Source organism: Tenacibaculum sp. 1B UA, from assembly GCF_033978845.1.
Lineage (GTDB): Bacteria > Bacteroidota > Bacteroidia > Flavobacteriales > Flavobacteriaceae > Polaribacter.
The window spans coordinates 1-17574 of record NZ_JAKVUA010000030.1 but is presented as its reverse complement, the minus strand read 5'-3'; the positions used below and the strand labels follow the sequence as shown (position 1 = coordinate 17574).

24 protein-coding genes are annotated in these 17574 nt (G+C 33.5%); 8 read left to right on the top strand and 16 right to left on the bottom strand.

Annotated features, from left to right (window positions below; translation table 11 throughout):
* The coding region (locus MK851_RS15705) for an SDR family NAD(P)-dependent oxidoreductase (RefSeq protein WP_413788395.1) at nucleotides 1-92 on the bottom strand (92 nt) is incomplete at its 3' end.
* A 199-nt stretch (nucleotides 93-291) separates the two neighbouring features.
* Between MK851_RS15705 and MK851_RS15280 the strand changes: the two genes are divergently transcribed.
* The 8 genes from MK851_RS15280 (at nucleotide 292) to MK851_RS15250 (ending at nucleotide 9036) form a co-directional block, all read left to right on the top strand.
* Nucleotides 292-1557 carry a tyrosine-type recombinase/integrase gene (locus MK851_RS15280; protein ID WP_320244838.1) on the top strand — a complete coding sequence of 422 codons (1266 nt, stop codon included), beginning with the start codon at nucleotides 292-294 and terminating at the stop codon, nucleotides 1555-1557.
* A gap of 74 nt (nucleotides 1558-1631) precedes the next feature.
* On the top strand, nucleotides 1632-1844 hold the full coding sequence (locus tag MK851_RS15700) for a pentapeptide repeat-containing protein (RefSeq protein WP_413788394.1): 213 nt from the start codon (nucleotides 1632-1634) through the stop codon (nucleotides 1842-1844).
* Nucleotides 1807-3336: a vitamin K epoxide reductase family protein gene (locus MK851_RS15275; protein ID WP_320244836.1), complete on the top strand. Its 1530-nt coding sequence runs from the start codon at nucleotides 1807-1809 to the stop codon at nucleotides 3334-3336. Before MK851_RS15700 ends, MK851_RS15275 begins: the two co-directional genes overlap by 38 nt.
* A gap of 75 nt (nucleotides 3337-3411) precedes the next feature.
* The gene (locus tag MK851_RS15270) at nucleotides 3412-3657 is read left to right on the top strand and encodes a hypothetical protein (protein ID WP_320244834.1); all 246 of its coding nucleotides are present in this window, start codon (nucleotides 3412-3414) and stop codon (nucleotides 3655-3657) included.
* Between the two features lie 82 nt (nucleotides 3658-3739).
* Nucleotides 3740-5164, top strand: coding sequence for a TlpA disulfide reductase family protein (locus MK851_RS15265; RefSeq protein ID WP_320244832.1), 1425 nt, complete (start codon nucleotides 3740-3742; stop codon nucleotides 5162-5164).
* A gap of 74 nt (nucleotides 5165-5238) precedes the next feature.
* On the top strand, nucleotides 5239-5478 hold the full coding sequence (locus tag MK851_RS15260) for a hypothetical protein (RefSeq protein WP_320244830.1): 240 nt from the start codon (nucleotides 5239-5241) through the stop codon (nucleotides 5476-5478).
* Nucleotides 5479-5540: 62 nt separating this feature from the next.
* Nucleotides 5541-7733 carry a peptidase domain-containing ABC transporter gene (locus MK851_RS15255; RefSeq protein WP_320244840.1) on the top strand — a complete coding sequence of 731 codons (2193 nt, stop codon included), beginning with the start codon at nucleotides 5541-5543 and terminating at the stop codon, nucleotides 7731-7733.
* A gap of 1 nt (nucleotide 7734) precedes the next feature.
* Nucleotides 7735-9036: an HlyD family secretion protein gene (locus tag MK851_RS15250; RefSeq protein ID WP_320244828.1), complete on the top strand. Its 1302-nt coding sequence runs from the start codon at nucleotides 7735-7737 to the stop codon at nucleotides 9034-9036.
* A gap of 11 nt (nucleotides 9037-9047) precedes the next feature.
* Here MK851_RS15250 and MK851_RS15245 read toward each other — a convergent pair whose 3' ends face one another.
* The 15 genes from MK851_RS15245 to MK851_RS15175 all read right to left on the bottom strand — a co-directional run.
* Complete coding sequence (locus MK851_RS15245) at nucleotides 9048-9671, bottom strand: JAB domain-containing protein (RefSeq protein WP_320244826.1); 624 nt, start codon at nucleotides 9669-9671, stop codon at nucleotides 9048-9050.
* A gap of 85 nt (nucleotides 9672-9756) precedes the next feature.
* Entirely contained in the window at nucleotides 9757-11586 is a 1830-nt protein-coding gene (locus tag MK851_RS15240) for an ArdC family protein (protein ID WP_320244824.1), read from the bottom strand.
* 134 nt (nucleotides 11587-11720) lie between these two features.
* The gene (locus MK851_RS15235; RefSeq protein ID WP_320244822.1) at nucleotides 11721-12158 is read right to left on the bottom strand and encodes a hypothetical protein; all 438 of its coding nucleotides are present in this window, start codon (nucleotides 12156-12158) and stop codon (nucleotides 11721-11723) included.
* A gap of 69 nt (nucleotides 12159-12227) precedes the next feature.
* A complete protein-coding gene (locus tag MK851_RS15230) occupies nucleotides 12228-12806 on the bottom strand; it encodes a glycoside hydrolase family 108 protein (protein ID WP_320244820.1) in 579 nt (192 codons plus the stop codon).
* Between the two features lie 25 nt (nucleotides 12807-12831).
* Nucleotides 12832-13314 carry a hypothetical protein gene (locus tag MK851_RS15225; RefSeq protein WP_320244818.1) on the bottom strand — a complete coding sequence of 161 codons (483 nt, stop codon included), beginning with the start codon at nucleotides 13312-13314 and terminating at the stop codon, nucleotides 12832-12834.
* Nucleotides 13315-13322: 8 nt separating this feature from the next.
* Nucleotides 13323-13817, bottom strand: a complete 495-nt coding sequence (locus MK851_RS15220; protein WP_320244816.1) for a hypothetical protein — start codon at nucleotides 13815-13817, stop codon at nucleotides 13323-13325.
* Nucleotides 13801-14148, bottom strand: a complete 348-nt coding sequence (locus MK851_RS15215; protein WP_320244814.1) for a hypothetical protein — start codon at nucleotides 14146-14148, stop codon at nucleotides 13801-13803. Before MK851_RS15215 ends, MK851_RS15220 begins: the two co-directional genes overlap by 17 nt.
* Entirely contained in the window at nucleotides 14148-14627 is a 480-nt protein-coding gene (locus MK851_RS15210) for a carboxypeptidase-like regulatory domain-containing protein (RefSeq protein ID WP_320244812.1), read from the bottom strand. Before MK851_RS15210 ends, MK851_RS15215 begins: the two co-directional genes overlap by 1 nt.
* 9 nt (nucleotides 14628-14636) lie before the next feature.
* Entirely contained in the window at nucleotides 14637-15227 is a 591-nt protein-coding gene (locus tag MK851_RS15205; protein ID WP_320244810.1) for a hypothetical protein, read from the bottom strand.
* 34 nt (nucleotides 15228-15261) lie between these two features.
* The gene (locus MK851_RS15200) at nucleotides 15262-15417 is read right to left on the bottom strand and encodes a hypothetical protein (RefSeq protein ID WP_274635355.1); all 156 of its coding nucleotides are present in this window, start codon (nucleotides 15415-15417) and stop codon (nucleotides 15262-15264) included.
* A complete protein-coding gene (locus MK851_RS15195; protein WP_320244808.1) occupies nucleotides 15401-16219 on the bottom strand; it encodes a hypothetical protein in 819 nt (272 codons plus the stop codon). Before MK851_RS15195 ends, MK851_RS15200 begins: the two co-directional genes overlap by 17 nt.
* On the bottom strand, nucleotides 16212-16511 hold the full coding sequence (locus MK851_RS15190) for a hypothetical protein (protein ID WP_320244807.1): 300 nt from the start codon (nucleotides 16509-16511) through the stop codon (nucleotides 16212-16214). Before MK851_RS15190 ends, MK851_RS15195 begins: the two co-directional genes overlap by 8 nt.
* Before the next feature lie 2 nt (nucleotides 16512-16513).
* Nucleotides 16514-16795: a hypothetical protein gene (locus MK851_RS15185; RefSeq protein WP_320244806.1), complete on the bottom strand. Its 282-nt coding sequence runs from the start codon at nucleotides 16793-16795 to the stop codon at nucleotides 16514-16516.
* Between the two features lie 210 nt (nucleotides 16796-17005).
* On the bottom strand, nucleotides 17006-17356 hold the full coding sequence (locus MK851_RS15180; protein ID WP_320244805.1) for a hypothetical protein: 351 nt from the start codon (nucleotides 17354-17356) through the stop codon (nucleotides 17006-17008).
* A gap of 11 nt (nucleotides 17357-17367) precedes the next feature.
* Nucleotides 17368-17574, bottom strand: a 207-nt coding sequence (locus MK851_RS15175) for a hypothetical protein (protein WP_320244804.1), incomplete at its 5' end; no start/stop codon positions are given.

Genomic DNA, 17574 nt, shown 5'->3' with positions numbered 1-17574 from the left:
AGTGAGTACACTCTGTAGTTTTCTTGTGCGTATTTTTCGGCTAAGGCTTTACCGATTCCTTTACTTCCTCCGGTGATAATGATAATATTCATAGAGTAAAAATAAGGAAATATAAGTAAACGTCATAGCGAGGAGGTTTAAAGAACCTCTAGAGATTCCAAATGTATTAAACCATACTTGGAGTATGGATTTTGAATATAACGTTTTTCGTTTTTTAAACAAAGTTCAAGAATTTTAAAAAATCAATTATAAATATGTTTATCAGTCATTTATAAATTAAAAACATAAATGATGAAAAATTTTATTTTCTTTGACAAAGAAAAAGTACCTACAAAAGTACCTGTAATTTCAATTAAAAAAATGTTTTCTGAACCTAAGCTTTATATCCCAAAGATTGAAGGAACTAATAAACCTAATATAAATAAGCCGTGGTATATATGGTATTATTATAGAAATCCATTCACAGGGGCTATGGATAAAGTAATTGAAAAAAGAGGTTTGAATAGAGTTAAAACCATAACAGAAAGAAAAAGAATAGGTAATGCATTAAAAAAAGCAAGACTCCGTTTACTTCAAGAAGGTTATAGCCCTTTTGAAGAAAAACAGGAAGAAATTTTGGACAAGAAAAACTATACAATATCAGAAGCTTTAAAGGTAGCTTTGAATGAAAAAAATAAAGTTTGGTCTGAAAAAACAAAACATGGGAACTCTAGCATGTATAACATTTTTGTTAAATGGATAACAGAAAAAAAGCTTGCCAATAAAGATATAGACCAACTTACTAAAAGACATATTATAATATTTTTAAACCACATCTCAGACACTTCATCTAATACAACTAGAAATAACTTTAAAAGGCTTATTTCTTCTTTAATGTCTCAATTAGTGGCTGACGATATTCTAAGCTATAATTTTGTTAAAGATATTCCATCACTAAAAGCTAAGCCTGAAAAAAATCAACCCTTCACAATACAACAGTTAGAAGCAATAAAGGATTACCTTGTGAAAAATGATAAATACCTTTATCAATACATGAAATTTGTCATTTATGCTCTAATGCGACCAGTTGAAATTTGTAGATTGAAAATAAAAGATATTGATTTACAGAACAACACTATATTATTTGCGGAGACAAAAACAGAAAGGGCTAATATTCTGATAATTGAACCTTTGAAAGAGGTTTTTCAAAAAATGAATTTAGAAAACTATCATGCTGATGATTTTCTATTTACCAAAAAAGAAATCCCAGGGAAATGGGATGTAAAAAAAGAGTCTTCTAAAAATGAGTTTTTTAGTAGACGCTTCAAGAAGTTAAAAGATGATATAGGAAAAGAGATTAACCTAAATGACAACCATAGTATCTATTCAGCAAGACACACAGCAGCAAAAATACTCTTTACTTCTTTTAAGAAACAGGGATTAACTGACTTGCAGGCAAAACATAGGTTAATGACTATAACAAGACATAAGTCATTAAGTGGATTAGATAATTATTTAAGAGATATTGGAGCTTCTTTACCTGACGATTATACAGAAAATTACACTATTAAGTTTTAATAAAGCATATTTTATCATAAAAAAATAAACATCATGTTTTAATTTATCTTTTTTTATATATTTGCGATAAGTTTTTGAGAATTAATTGCTATCTGAGAAATTGCTATCTGAGAAATTGCTATCTGAGAAATTGCTATCTGAGAAATTGCTATCTGAGAAATTGCTATCTGATGAAATTGATTTTCAAATATAATCTTGTTAAAAATAATTTAACTCTATTAATTAAGGAGTTTAAGACATTAGCATATTATGGAGAAAATACTTTTTATAATAATAAAATTATTTAAAGAGTTTGGCTATTCTATCGAAGAAAAGAAAATAAAACTACAATTATTTAGTGATCCCGACGAAGGAATACTACCAATAACAAACACATTAAATTTTTTTAAAATTAAGAATGTAGCTGCTAAAGCCCCAAAAAATTCTCTTGATCAACTTCCTGACTGTTTCTTAGCTCAACTTGGTAATGATAAAAAGTCTGATTGGGCTTTAGTTTCAAAAAAAAACAATAATAAGGTAGAATTAACAGTTGATAAAAAAACATCCTTTGTTGTTCATAAAGATGAGTTTATTAGTAACTGGACTGGACTTATAATAGCTATTGAAAAAAAGAATAAAAAAGAAAGCATTCTAAATCAGGTAACTAAAAATTATTTGGTAGCAACCTCACTTGTTTTTTTATCTGCTTTGTTTTTAGTTATTGAAACTAACTCATTTATTAAAACTTCATATTTTGCATTATGCCTAGTGGGATTAGTATTAAGCATTTTAATATTAATAGAAAAAAACAAAAGTTCTTTGACTAATTCAAAGTTTTGTTCATTCTCTAATAATACTGACTGTACTTCTGTTTTAAACTCAGAAAAAGGAAAGATTTTGAGTGTTTTTGACTTAAGTGACCTATCAGTTATATACTTCTCCTTTTTAACATTAGCTTTTATGTCTTTTCATGATAGCTTTTTATTCTATGTAATTTCTTATGTATCTATTCCTATTGTCATATACTCATTATATCAGCAGTTTTTTAACATAAAAAAGTGGTGTCCTCTTTGTTTGGCTGTTTCTCTCGTTTTAGTTGCCCAATTTTTTACTCTACTTTTTATTAAAAATGAACTTATATATAATCTTTCCGCTGTTATTTATATGACATTTTTAATAACAACAATAAGTTCTTTATGGTATTATTTTAAAACTTTAATGGAAGCTTCTCTTGAAAATGAATTTTTAACTATTGAGAATACAACTTTTAGAAAAAATTATAAATTATTTTTTTCTTATTTCAAATCAATTAATCCCATCAATAAATATGATTTTCCAACTATAAGATTAGGCTCTACAAACCCAACAATTATAATAACTGGTATTACTAACCCTCTTTGTGAAAGCTGTTTTGAGGCACATGATGTATATAAAAGAATATTAAACAAATTTTCAAAAGATGTTTCTATTGATCTTGTTTTTTTTGTTCCTTATCAAAATAGACAAGACCCTAGGACTAAAATTTCTGAAAGGCTTTTACAGTTATATATTGAAAAAAATAATGATTTTAATGAAAGTTTTAATCATTGGTATGAAAGAATAAAAATAGAGAAATGGACTAATAAATGGGGAGAATGTACAAATTCAAATTATAATAAACTTTTAGAGAAACAAGTAGATTGGTGTAGGTCTAATAATTTAGAGAAAACTCCTTCAATTTTAATTAATGGAAAAAAATTTCCTGAATTCTATAGAATTTCTGATTTGGAACTTTTTATAGAAGTTATGGTCAATAAATAAAATCACACATGAGTAGACATAGTCTTTGAGTGTCTTAAAAAGTTCAAAGAATTATTAACTTAAAAATAAAAAAAAATGTTAGAGAACATTTTAAATTTAGAAGGATTAACTGTTTTGGAAAAAAAACAACAAGAATCAGTTAATGGAGGTGGCACATGTGCTTCTATTATGAGAAAATATGAAGCTGATGGAACTTATGTAGAAATTGTGGAAAGAAATTTAACACGAGACGAAGCCTTCAACTCTGCAACCTACGCTGGTGAAAATTGGGCTGGTGGAAGTTGGTGCTGTTCAAGTTGTGGTTCAGCTTCTTGGCTATAATTTTTTGAGTGCTTCTTTTTTAAAGAAGCACTTCTTTAAGATTTAATAAGTCTTCAAAAGCATTGCCTTAATTATTATTTTTATGAAATTCAAACTATATATCCTAGCTTTTTTACCTTTTCTATTCAACTGTTCAAAAGCAAAAAAACAAGTAACAGAAAGTTTTAATAAAGAAAAGAAAATTGTCATCTTAATTAATGGATTACCAAAACTAAACGACACGTTAAAAATTAGTAAGACAAAATTTTTAACGATTAAAGAACCTTTTTTAAGTTATAAATCAAAAAATAATTTTGTGAAAAGAGAATTAAATATTGAGGAAAAATCTAAATTTAGTATAGATGAAGATGAAATTTTCCTTAAAATTAGATACAACTTTAATAAGTTCGAGACTTATAATTTATTAAGAGGGGACTCTTTACTAATTAATTATAAAGAAGGTATTCCAAAACTTAAAGTGCTAAATAAAAACAGAACGATTAAAGAATATGACTATAATATTTATAGTTTTTTTGATAAGTATAAAACTCCTTTAAATTTTCATGACTACCTGAAAAAAAACAAAAAACATAGAACTCCTAATGAAGAAAAAGTTTATAAAGAGCAAATGCAAGAAAACTTAATTCAAAAAGTTAAAGGAATTGATTCTTTATATAAAAAAGACAAACTATCTGAAAGAACCCATGAATACTATAGTAAAAGTCTTTTTTACAACTTAGAAAGTAAAAATATAGATAGTATAATAAAAAGCTCTAATGATTTACATATTGATACTTATACAGGAATGCTTTTGAAGCAAACAATGGGTAAGTTAGACAAAAAGGTTGTAAAAACAGCTAATGGGTTCTCTATTAACTCGATAGCCGCATTTGATTATGTTTTTCAATCTAGTATATATGATTCTGAAGAGAAGGATTTTTTGCTATCGCATTTTTTAAAAGGTGTTGCCAAGGATTTTTCTATAAAAGACTTTGAAACTAGATATAAAAAGTTTGTTTCTGTATCTAAAAACAAAGAGTTAATAGAAGAGATTGGTAATGAATATCTTGTAGATTACCTGAAACTTAAAGATGAAGTTAATAACGTTATATTAATTGATTCTGAAAAAAAGAAAACAAGTCTTAACACTATATTGAAAGAAAATTTAGGGAAGGTTATTTATATTGACTTTTGGGCTAGTTGGTGTAAACCTTGTAGAGACGCCATGCCTAATTCAAAAAAGAAAATAATTGAATTTAAAGATAAAGATATTGTTTTTATATACATATCAATAGATCGAAACATTAATGACTGGAAAAATGCAGTAGCTGAAGAGAATTTACATTTTTATGACAAAAGTTATTTAACAGTAAATTACCCTAATGCCAATTTTTTCAAAGAACTAAAACTAAGTAGTATACCAAGATATATAGTGTTTGATAAGAAAGGCAAAATAGTTCATAAAAATGCTTTAAGCCCTAAGGATCCTAAGTTTGATTCTCAAATAAATTCATATATAGAAGAATAATATCATGTGTGTAGACATATCTCTTGAGTGTCTTTAAAAAATTCAAGCTTTTTTAATTTAATAATAATAAAATTATGTTAGAGAACATTTTAAATTTAGAAGGATTAACTGTTTTAGAAAAAAAACAACAAGAATCAGTTAATGGAGGTGGTACATGTGGTTACACAACAACATTTATTACTTACGATTATGATGGTAATGCTTACGAAACAACTGTTACTGATTATGGTGTTAGTAAAGCTGATGCCAAAAAAGCTGTTAGTGCAGGAGGACGTTGGTGCTGTGAAAGTTGCGGTTCAGCATCTTGGCTATAGTAAACAAATGTAGAGAGAGGTTTTCTCTCTCTACATATTAAAAATACTATTTTGAATTAATGATTTCTAAATTCCCTTTCTATAAACAAAAAGAAATAAAAGATTGTGGCCCTACTTGCCTAAAAATAATATCTAAACACTATGGTAAAACAATCCCAACCAAAGAAATAAGAAGTTTAAGTGAGACGACAAGGTCAGGTAGCTCTCTTCTTGGACTTAGTGATGCTTCAGAGAAAATTGGACTAAGAAGTATAGGTGTAAAGCTCTCTTTAAAAGCTCTTCATAGTGTACCTCTTCCTTGTATTTTACATTGGAATAAAAATCATTATTCTGTATTATATAAAATTAAAAAGAATACATTTTATATATCTGATCCAGCACACGGATTATTAAAGTATAATCGAGAAGAGTTTTTAAGAAACTGGATAGGAAATAATGCTAAGAAGGAGACTCAAGAAGGCATAGCTCTTCTTTTAGAACCAACCCCCAAATTTTATAATTCAAACTTTAACAGTAATCAAGGTAATAATTTTGGTTTTAATTTTTTATCAAAATATATTCTGAAGTATAAAAACTATATTTGGCAACTTATAATTGGTTTAATTGCTGCTAGTTGTCTTCAACTTATCTTTCCTTTTTTAACTCAAAATGTTGTTGATATAGGAATTAAAAATCAAGACTTACACTTTATTTATTTAGTACTAGTAGCCCAATTAACTCTTTTTATAGGTAAGACAGCTATAGAAATAGTACGTAGTTGGATTTTATTGCACTTGAGCACAAGAATAAATATATCTCTTGTTTCTGATTTTTTTATAAAACTAATGAGTTTGCCTATATCTTATTTTGACACTCGTATGACAGGAGACATTTTACAACGTATAAATGACCATAAACGAATTGAAACGATTATGACTACATCTTCTTTAAACGTATTGTTTTCAATGGTTAACTTGGTGGTTTTTAGCCTTGTTTTAGTGTATTATAATTTACAAATTTTTGTGATATTTTTAATTGGAAGTTTCTTTTATTTTTTATGGATTGCTATTTTTTTAAAGAAAAGGAAGGATTTAGATTATAAACGTTTTTCCGAAGTAAGTGAAGAGCAATCAAAGGTAATCGAGCTTATTAATGGAATGCAAGAAATAAAGCTTCATAATGCTGAAAAGAAAAAACGTTGGGGATGGGAGTTTGTTCAAGCACGATTATTTAAAGTTTCAATTGAAGGCTTGGTTTTAGAGCAGTATCAAAGTGTTGGTTCAGGGTTTATAAATGAGTTAAAAAATATTTTAATTACTGTTTTATCAGCTAAGCTAGTAATTGATGGAGAGATAACATTAGGAATGATGCTAGCCATTAGCTACATTGTAGGACAACTTAATTCACCTATTGCGCAATTAATAAATTTTGTAAGAGAAGTACAGGATGCTAAAATTTCTTTAGATAGACTTTCTGAAATTCATAATAAAGAAGATGAAGAACCTGTGGATACTGAAAAAATAAAAGATATTAATGTGAATGATGATTTTCAGATTTCTGATTTATCTTTTCGATATATAGGTTCTGAGCAAATAGTACTCAAAGACTTAAACCTTCATATTCCTGCAAATAAAGTTACTGCTATCGTAGGGGTTAGCGGAAGCGGTAAGACTACCTTAATGAAGTTACTACTAAAGTTTTATGACCCCAATAATGGAATTATAAAGTTAGGCAACTATGATTTAAAAAATATATCTCAAAAAAAATGGAGAGATGAGTGTGGTGTAGTAATGCAAGAGGGATATATTTTCAATGACACTATTGCTAATAATATTGCTGTTGGTGATGATTATATTGACAAGAAAAAACTAGCTCACGCAGTTGATGTCGCTAACATTAAAGAGTATATAGAAAATTTACCCCTTTCATATAATACCAAGATAGGAATGGAAGGTGTAGGGTTAAGTACAGGGCAAAAACAACGTTTATTTATTGCTCGAGCTGTTTATAAAAACCCTAGCTTTTTATTTTTTGATGAAGCAACTTCTGCTTTGGATGCCAACAATGAAAAAGTCATCATGGAAAAACTTAATACTTTTTTTGAAAATAAAACAGCAGTAGTTATTGCACATAGGTTAAGTACTGTAAAAAATGCACATCAAATAGTTGTCTTGGATAAAGGAAAAATTGTAGAAGTTGGAAATCATGATAGTTTAATTCAAGAAAAAGGGAATTACTATCATTTGGTAAAAAATCAATTAGAATTAGGAAAATAAAATGCCAGAAAATAATCATTTAGATAATATAGAATTACGAAGCGAAGAAGTACAAGAAATACTAACTAAAGTACCTCATTGGATGATTCGTTGGGGGAATTCTTTATTTTTAGTCTTAATTTTAATGCTGTTACTTTTATCTTGGTTTATCAAGTATCCAGATATTATCACTTCAGAGGCTACTATAACTACAAAAATTCCTCCTCAAAAAGCATTTGCTAGAGTTACTGGAAAAATAGACACTATTTTAGTGAAAGACAACCAACAAATCACAGAGAACAGTCCTATAGCTCTTATCGAAAACACAGCTAATTATGAAGATGTATTTTTTTTAAAATCTGTTTTAGATACTATTACCTTGAAAAAGGATAGCTTTTCTTACCCTCTTGAAAAAATGCCTCTATTATTTCTTGGAGATATTGAAAATGCCTACGCTAATTTTGAGAACAGTTATATACAATATATTTTAAACAAACAACTACAACCTTACTCAAATGAAGCAATTGCTAACAGCATTACTACATCTGAACTAAGAAGAAGGCTACAAAACCTTAAATCTCAAAAAAAAATAAACAAAGCTGAATTAGGTTTTAAAAAGAAAGACTTAGATAGAAGTCAATCTTTATTTGAAAAAGGTGTAATTTCTGCAAAAGATAATGAAACTAAACAATTAGATTATTTGCAGGCAGAGCGCAATTATCAAAACATGAGTTCTTCAATCTCTCAATTACGTGAAGCAATTGCCAACAGTAATAAAACCTCTAAAGGTACTGAAATCACTCGTATTCGTGAAGAAATGACCTTATTAAAAAATACTATTCAATCTTTTAATTTATTAAAGAAAGCTATTAAAGATTGGGAATTACAATATGCTTTTATATCTAAAATAAACGGAACTGTTTCTTTTTTGAATTATTGGAATGAAAATCAAACCGTAACACAGGGTGACTTAGTTTTTACTATTATTCCTTCTCAATATTCAGCCTATATAGCTAAGCTAAAAACTCCTTCTCAGAACTCTGGAAAAATAACAATTGGACAACGAGTAAATGTAAAATTGCAAAACTACCCTGATTATGAGTTTGGTGTTTTAAAAGGAACAGTCAATAATATTTCTATAATTCCTGATAAAGAAGGTTTTTATACGGTAGATGTGCTACTTCCTAAAAAGTTAGTTACTTCTTATGATAAAACTATAGTATTTAAACATGAAATGCGTGGAACAGCAGAAATCATTACTGAAGATTTACGTTTGATAGAGCGTTTCTTCTACCAATTCAGACAAGTTTTAAATAGAACTTGATGAATACATATTTACAATCGCTTCACTCTTAGTTTCTCCACTTCCTCTATAGTTAAACCAGTAGCAAAAACAATCGTTTCATTATCGACTCCTTTTCTTTTTAACTGTTTAGCTATCTCGATATTTCTATTCTTTTCGATTATTTTCGACATGTCCTTTTTTATCTGTTCTTCTAAGACATATTGAGGAACATATTTTTTACTTTTTTCTAACTCCTGTAAAAGCCCAATATTTTTAAAACTCATGTAACTCTTATCAGAAATAATCAAATGATCTATTACATGGGTATTAACTATAATACCTACTTGTATCAATCTATCGGTTAAATTCTTATCATTGTCAGAAGGCGTTAACTCTCCACTTGGGTGGTTATGACATAACACAATTTTTACAGCTCTTTTTTGTAGGGCAAGACTAAAGACCTCCATAGGTTCTACCAACGTTGCATTGACTGTCCCTAAACTTATCAGTTCTATAAAAAGAATACGGTTGTTGTTTTCCAATCCAATAATCCAAAAATGTTCTCTGTTTTGGTCTATCTTACTTTCACGGAGTAATACCTTTTGCATGATTCCGTAAATATCATCGGAATTTAGAATTTTTATTTTTTCCGCTTCTGTCAATTTTATATCCATAGAAACAAAAGTAAGGTTTTATTTTATTAACTCTTAGTACAAAAAATCCCGCAAAACAATTGTAAATCATCTTGCGGGATATACCCTAAAGCTCCACCTCTTTCGGCATCACATTTTCTGTAACTACTTCTTCAGACACAATCAGGTCGAGTTTACCTGAATAAATATTGTATTTCAACTCATCGAGTAGCTTGTCTTGGTAACGGTTTTTATCCGTGTAAATAAAGTTGGTTTTGTAATGGTTTGTTTTCTCGGTAAAGAAAATACAATCCCCATCAAATCCACTTTTAGCACCACCACGCATTTTACCGTCTGCCGTTTGTTGGAAGATGATAAAAAACAATTTTTCGTCGTACTTCTTTCGCAAGTCTTTGTCAATTTCAAACTTGCTATCCAGTTCCTTTAACTTGGCAAAACTATCAATTACAATCACATCGTTTTCTCTAATCAACTTGTCTAATTGGTCTAGGTTTTCAATATCAGGATTGGACAAGTTTCGTTCTGCTACCTCATTAAAATACATATCCGCTTTGTCCCAATACAACGCACTTTCGGGGTGTTCTTCCATAGAGGCATGACCGACCTTGTATTTTTGAGCTAATACATTGATAAACTTAAACGCAAAGTGTGTTTTACTTGAACCCCGTTTCCCTGCTAGGGTAATCACCAAACTTTCTTTGGTTTTTATCTCTAATTTTCCTAAAAAGCTTGCCAATACAGCATCCTCAATTTGGTAATACTCAAAGGTTCTATGTCGTAATTGCTTTCTTTTGTAGGCTACCGAATTTGTATTGAGATTCCCTGGTACATTGTTTTTGGATTGAGGCTTTGATACTCTTTTGATGGGTCTGTTTAAAGCGGGTGTTTTCGTTGGTTTAAGAGTTGGCTTTTGACTCTTTTTTACCAGTGCTTTGTAAAACTTAGGTTCTTTATTGGTATCTACTTGTAAGAGGTAATCCACTGCTTTTTGTGCCTCACTAGCTGCACGCATTAAAAGTTTTGTGTCTTCTTGCATAAATTGCAACGCCAATTGCCAGTTTTTTAGGTAGTCCGCATGGTTTGCTTGTGTCTTCCATAAAATCCCTGCTTGTGCGGATAAAAACACCGCTCCAAATTCTGCTATGAGTTCTTCTTTGGCATACACCACATCGCCAAAACGTTTTCCAAAAGGACGATTCAATCGGCTTGGGTGTCCTGTGCTGTGTATCATTTCATGGAATAGTGTACTGTAGTAGTCTACACTCTGATAAAAGGCTTCGTACTTAGGCATTTTTATCTTGTCTTGAGTGGGGTTGTAACTAGCTCCTTTAAATCCGTGTACTATCTTCGCACTGTCTTTCGGAAAGTGTTGAATGATACGTTCTGCTATCGGGTTCTTTTCTTCTGTATTGTGAGGGGCACTTGGTGCAACAAAACCTAAACGTGCTTTTTCCAAAGCGGTTAATTTGTCCAATCCAAAATCAATCCCCTCAATATCTGCTCCGTTGAACACCGTGTAGTATTTTAAAATAGGTATGGTTTGTACGAGAAAATCAAAATGATTTGTATCATAGCCTTTCGATTGTAAAAAGTCTTGCATTTTTTGTTTGTTATAGGTGGCGTGTTCGAGTCCTTTTTGAACATCTGAGAATTTGTACAAGCGGGTAAAGTAGATTACCTCTAATCCTTTAGCGCCTTTTTTGAGTTTCCCCTTTGCTTCTTGTATTTGCTTAAAGGTTAAGAAATAAGGGTTTTGATACGCTCCAAAGGGATTGCCTTTTTTTAGCAGTATGATATTGATGCCTCTATAGGCTTTTTTAGAAGTAAAGCTTACAGGCGATAGATACCCGCCTTTTTCTAAAAAGGTATCATCCCATCCCAATTTTGGTGTTCCTTTAGCGCTCTTGATAGCACCGATAAGTTTATCCGTAATCATCTGATAGATTTGGTCGGGACGTACAGGCGCACCCAGTCCTGTGGTGTTGGTGTCTTCTTCCTGAATGAAGTCTAAACCTGCTAAAAATTCTAAGGGGATGCTTTCAGCAGGTTGTTGGGTTTTAGTGACAGGTGCTACAACACTTTTTTTTTTGAGGTAGCTTTTACAATCCTACCTCCTTTTGCATATTTATAGCCTTTTTTCAAACGTCCGTTTGCCGTCAATCCCTCTTTTCTTTTTGGGGCTGCCAATCCTTTTCGAGTGGGCTTTGGAACATTCGGTCTTGCTTTGACTACACGTCCTTTGATAAAACGCCATCCTTTGCGCAAACGTCCGCAACTGGTTAAGGCTTCTTTGTAAGCTCCTGTATGCCTTGGTGCGTTGAGTCCTGTGGCATATCGTTTGACTGAAATGTTAAACGTGGTGTATTTAGGGTGGTCGTTTAAGATTTTTGAGACTCTATAAATAACCTCCGTATTGTTTTCTTTTTTTGCCTGTGTTACTAATCTTTCTAAGGTACTTCGGCTGACTTCCTTGCCGTCTAAGGCTTGAAATTTTTGTATGGTATTCATCTTATTTTTTCTTTTTCTTTTTAGCTTTTGTATATATCACATAGCTGATAAGGGCTATACTAGTAATACTTACCAGCAACGTTGTTGCCTTTTTTTTTTGAGGTCAACACCAAACTTATGGGCTAGTGCAAACACTCTTCCTGTCCAACTCGTAGCAAAGTATTGGTAGTCTTTTAAGCGTTTATAATAGGCGAGACGTTCTTTTCCTATGCGCTCAAAAAGCTGTTTGGCATCTACCGAGTTAATGGCTTTGACAGTGTTAGATCCTATGACATAATCTACCTGTAGGTTTTTGCCAAAGTATCGGTTTAAAGAGCGTTGTACGATACCTGCGGTTACTCTTGGATTGGCGTTTATCGCATGGTCGACTATCATTTCTGCCACTGCTTGACTACGGATGCTATCGGCTTGCATTTTGTCCCAAAACTCATTTTTAAAAAGGATGTGGGCTTCTACTTTGGTAAGGCTTTTCATATCACTGATACTCGGAGGTCTGCCTAGTATCTTTTCATAGAATTTAGCGGAAATTCCGTGATTGGTTCCAACACGTTCTTTTTTTGAGTTGTAGTTTCCTTTGTCGTTTTTTAGGTTTTGATACCCGCCCTCTGCTTGTTCTAAAGAGGGTTTGAATAGTTCATAGCTTGCCATTTTCTTTTTTTCTTTTTCTTCTTTTTTAAAATTGTACGGTTCGTGTGTTTCCTAAAGTGGCTACGTCCAGTTCAAAACGCAACGCCTTTATAAAGTCCTGTTGCTTTTTTTGAAGCTCCTCAAACACCAACTGTCCAACGGTGAGTACTGGCAGATTAATGTGCGTGGGTGGTAACTGGTACATACCACCAATAGGAATACTAATTTTGTGGGTATTCAGCTTGGTAAAAGCGAGTTGTTTCCCTGTCTTCTTTTCATACACCCGTAGCTCTTTTGCACTTATAAATCCTGTATTGATGTTCAAATGTTCTTGGGTTGGGTTTCGTAATTGTATGTCTAGTTCTAAGGCGATGTGTTGCCATGAGAGCTGCACATTTCTAATTCCTGAAACACGAAACTGTAATTGTTCTATAATACGGGTTAGTTGGACTTTCTTTTGGCTGATAAAAGCGGTTAGGGTTACCAAGCCTATGCCCGCTCCAACAACCCATAGCTTTCTTGTGTTCATTCTTAGTTTTAGGTTGTTTTGACGATTCCATAGACCATGCCTGCTAGCACTAAGAGCAGTACCCAAACCCATAAAGGCAGTCGGTGTGTTGTCGTTTGCTCTTTTACCTCTTGTTTTTTCTTTTTGTACTGGCTCGTTGATGTACTATCCCGTTGTTTGGTTACAATCTCCTTGGTAGCGCCTATGGTACTGCGTATCTCAAATCCTTGGGCTTGGGTATCGTAGCGAACGTTATAGCTATTTGTACCGCTTTGTTTATTACTGGTAAAGTGTTGTAATTTTTGATTTACGAGGCTGTCTAGTAGGGTGTCTCCAGTGGCAACTTTTATAAATATTTTATCTTGAATAGCGCTATTGATAGTGATGCTCTGTACGCTGTCTTTTTGTATATAGACACTATCCACTTGGGTTTCTAAACTATGGGTCTTACTGTGTTTGGTTGTCCCACACGCTGTAATCAGTAGTAGTAAAACAATACTGAGTATTTTAAATGTCTTTTCCATATTTTGTAATGTATTTGTCGAGTTCTTTTTGTTGCTTGGCTACAATACTGTGTAGCTTTGTGTTCATGTGTTCTAATTGTTCGATATACTGATGTAGTGAACCGATACGAGCCATAAAATCACTTTTAATGCTTTCTATCATTTCTGCATTGATGTCAAAGGCTCGTTTGTAATTCTCTAGCTTTTGTAAATCGGCTTTGTAACGTCTTTCTAGGGCTAAGTTCTTGGCTTCTTGGTGGCGTATCTTCCGCATTTTAAAGCCTGCGAAAAAGGAAAAAATCAGTCCTAAAAAGCCTGTGATTTTTTCCCAGTGCATGAGTATTAATTCCATTAGGTCGTCGTTTTATTCTTTCTCTTATCCTTGGCAATGGCATACATAAACAGTAAGCCTAACAGTCCCATACTGGCATAGATATAGTTGTTATCTCCTTTCTTATTAGCGGTTATCACTACTTCTGATAGTAGTTCCGAGCTTTCCTGCAACGTGATGGTGGCAGGTAGTTTTGAGGCTGCTATTTGTAGGGTATCATAGCCCACAAAAGAAATGTGTATCACATCGGTAGGACTGGCATACAATTGAAATGCTCCGTTTGCATCGGGCGTTGTTCCTTTTTTGGTTTGGGTATTGTACACATTGACAAGCCCTGCTTCAAAGGGTTTTCCTGTGCTTCCGTTGATAATGATTCCGCTGATTAATTGTTGTGCTGTTGTATTCATCGTACATCCGCAATTTTTTTTCGTGTCAAATTCTTCTTGGGCTTGTTGGGTGTCGGGACATGCCAACCCGTAAATTGGTAAACTTGCTTCCATTGTTCTTTTTCATTTTTTTTGTTTAAAAGGGCATGTCTGCGCTTTGTACTCGTTGTTTAATTTGGTGATATAATTGCCTATCCCACGTCTCTGAAACTCTGCTTTGAGCCAGTAGATTAAATCGTAATCATCGGCAAGCTTTTTATCGAGCCATACCGTTGGGGTTTTCCCTCCCATGCGTTTTCTTCTGCCAAAGATTTTATACACGAGTCTAAAGTCATCGCCTGTTTGTAGTTTGTCAAAGACTTGTTGTACTTTGGCTTCATCGGTGGCAGGAAGTCCAAAAGCGGTGTTGTTAAAAGCATCTAGTAAGGACTTGGCTAAAATCTTAGCTTGTTCTTTATCTATGCTTAGCTTTCCTGTATTGATGTGTAGGTCTGCTTCGATATGGTCGTTTGCTACGTCTTGAAAGACTTCGGTTACCGCATCGGCTGATTGTTTGAGCCTTTTGTATAGGAAATACGCAACGACACTTCCGCCTGCTGCTATCAGTAGTGGTTTGTTGGCTAGTAAAAAGGCACTGGCTTCATTGGCTTTGTTTACCGCTTTTTTAGCGTTGTTTCGGGTGGCAATTTTCGATACACTTGTTTTCTTTTTCATCGCTTTTTTTTCTCCTGTATCTTCTTCTTGCTTTCTACTTCAAAAAGCTCTTGACCGCTCCGTATTTTATCGGGCATGCAAAGTAGCTTTGTGCTTCTTTATGACTGGATAGTTCTGCTAGGCGTATCAATACTTTTTCTGGTAATTTTTCTAATTGGGCGATGGCTTCTTTTTTAGTTTGTATCTTCATGGTGTTCTTGTTGTTGTTCGATAATTTGTGCTACTTGTGTGATTAAATCTTCTTGCCAGTTGTCAAGCAAATAGTTAAAAAACATCACTTGTTCGTCGGTGGCAGTGGGAAGCTTTTGTACAAAGGCTTTTTGTATGGGCGAAACATTCGGGCTTGCTAACTGACTCGGGTGTCCTGTGGCATTACTTCCTGAAGCTGCTAAGATTTTAGGAAGCATCCCACCCAAGGTTTCCATCGTCTTTTCAAAGGCAGGGGTTTCTAAAAAGCTCTTTTTCTTCAGCAGTTCTCGCTCGACTCTGAGTTCTTCTCGTTCTTTTGCTGTCTCTAACTTAATCGTAAGTGAGCTGTTGGTTTCCTCTAATACTCGATTGCGGGAACGCAGGTCTTTTAGGGTTTCTTTTAGCTCTTGTACTTGTTCTTTATAGTCTGCCGAACGTTCTGCTTGTACCATCTTTGCCATCAGCTCTGGCGCTCCTAAAAAGGCGGTGGTGGGGTCGGTAGCATTCATATCTTGGGTTAATTTTTCTGTGAGTGTTTGTAGCGTGTGATAGGTGGTTTTACCATCCTTGGTATAGGTTTTTTGTAGGGTAAAGACCACCGCTCCGCTAAATCCTTTTTCGGGTAAGGCTTGTAAAAATTGGGCTATCGAACCGTATTTGCTTTCTATGTCTTCTAAGGTAAAGGCGTACTTCTGTGCCGAAGTAGACTTGACAAGTTTTACGCCGTTACTGGATACCTTGATGACATGATTGCTTCCTCCTTGTAGGTGGTTTTCTACGATGTTCGATAATTGATTATTCACAATATAAATACCTTACTATGGCTTTTTTAAAGGGTGTTGTGTGTACGGCTGTGAGTGCTGGATATTCTGAAAATTCAAAGCGTATCAAGCCGTCTACAATTGGATGATTGGTGTTTATTACAAAGGGGGCTTGGGCAGTGATTCGCTGTCCTGAACCGTCTTTGATAAGCAAAGGAACGCTTAGCTCGTGTGGGTGTATCTCGAGCTTTACAACGCCTTTGCAATCGTTTTTCTCTGAAAAGTTTATCTCAAAATCATCGGTAAACTGTTCGCTGTGGTATATGGTCTTCATCCTTAGCACGGGTTAGGGGCTTCTATCTCAAAAATGAACTCGCCACAGATGGGTCTGCTTCCTAGGGTTTCCCAACTGATAGTTACACGTTCGTTTTTGCTTTCAAAGTCAAGCTCTTTAAAGCCCTCGTTATAGCCTCCGCTTTTGTGTTCATAGTCTTTGATGTCCGTGGTCTCAGTCAGCAAATGCCCTCTACTGTCTTTCAGGGTAATGTCTGTTTGAGAAATCCCAAAAGGAACTAAGCGTCTTGCCATGGTTTCTCCTGTGGGCATACCTGTGTCCATAGGGGGCATATAGGAGATAAAATACACTCCGATTACTTTTCCTGTGGGAATGGTATCGCTGACCTCATTTTGTAAGAGTTCTTCTGGGGGAAGATTGGTCTTTAAAAGGTCTTTGTTGATTTTTATGCGTTTGTATATCTTTTTCATCTTTGGTACTTGTGGTAACACTTTGCGCTTGTCTTAGCGCAAAGTGTGGTTATAAAAATGAGCTTAGCGTTTTTGATAGGTGGCAAATCCTGATAAGCGTGCAGAAGCGAACAGGGCTTTTCCGTCTTCTAACGTGATTTTTGCACCTTCTGGGTATTGGATTTCGATTTCGGTAATGGTATCGTCTTCCAACAGCGCAAATGAGCCTAATTTGAAATAGTGGTTACCGCTTTCGGTAGCGCCTAAAATGTCACAAATCGGTAGTTCAATCAGGATTTCGTTTTTTTGCTTGACTACAACCATCGATTGCATTAAGGTATTTGGAACTTTGGCAATGCTATAGGCAATGTCTTGCTCTGGTTTGTTGGCATCGTCAATGGCGCATTTAAACGTGATGCCATTGGCTACAAACACACGTCCTTTGACTAGGGAGTTCCCATCAAATTGGTAACGCCTCTTTTGGCTACTGACGAACCTGTTAACAGGGACACTGTACCGCCTACATCTACTTTTTTGTTGGCGTATAAAAAGCTTGGCATGGGCTTTATCGCACTAATGTTCCACTTTTCGTTTTCTTTGCGTTTGGAGTTCTTGTATTTTAAATACTCGGTTACTCGTAAATAAGGTTCTTC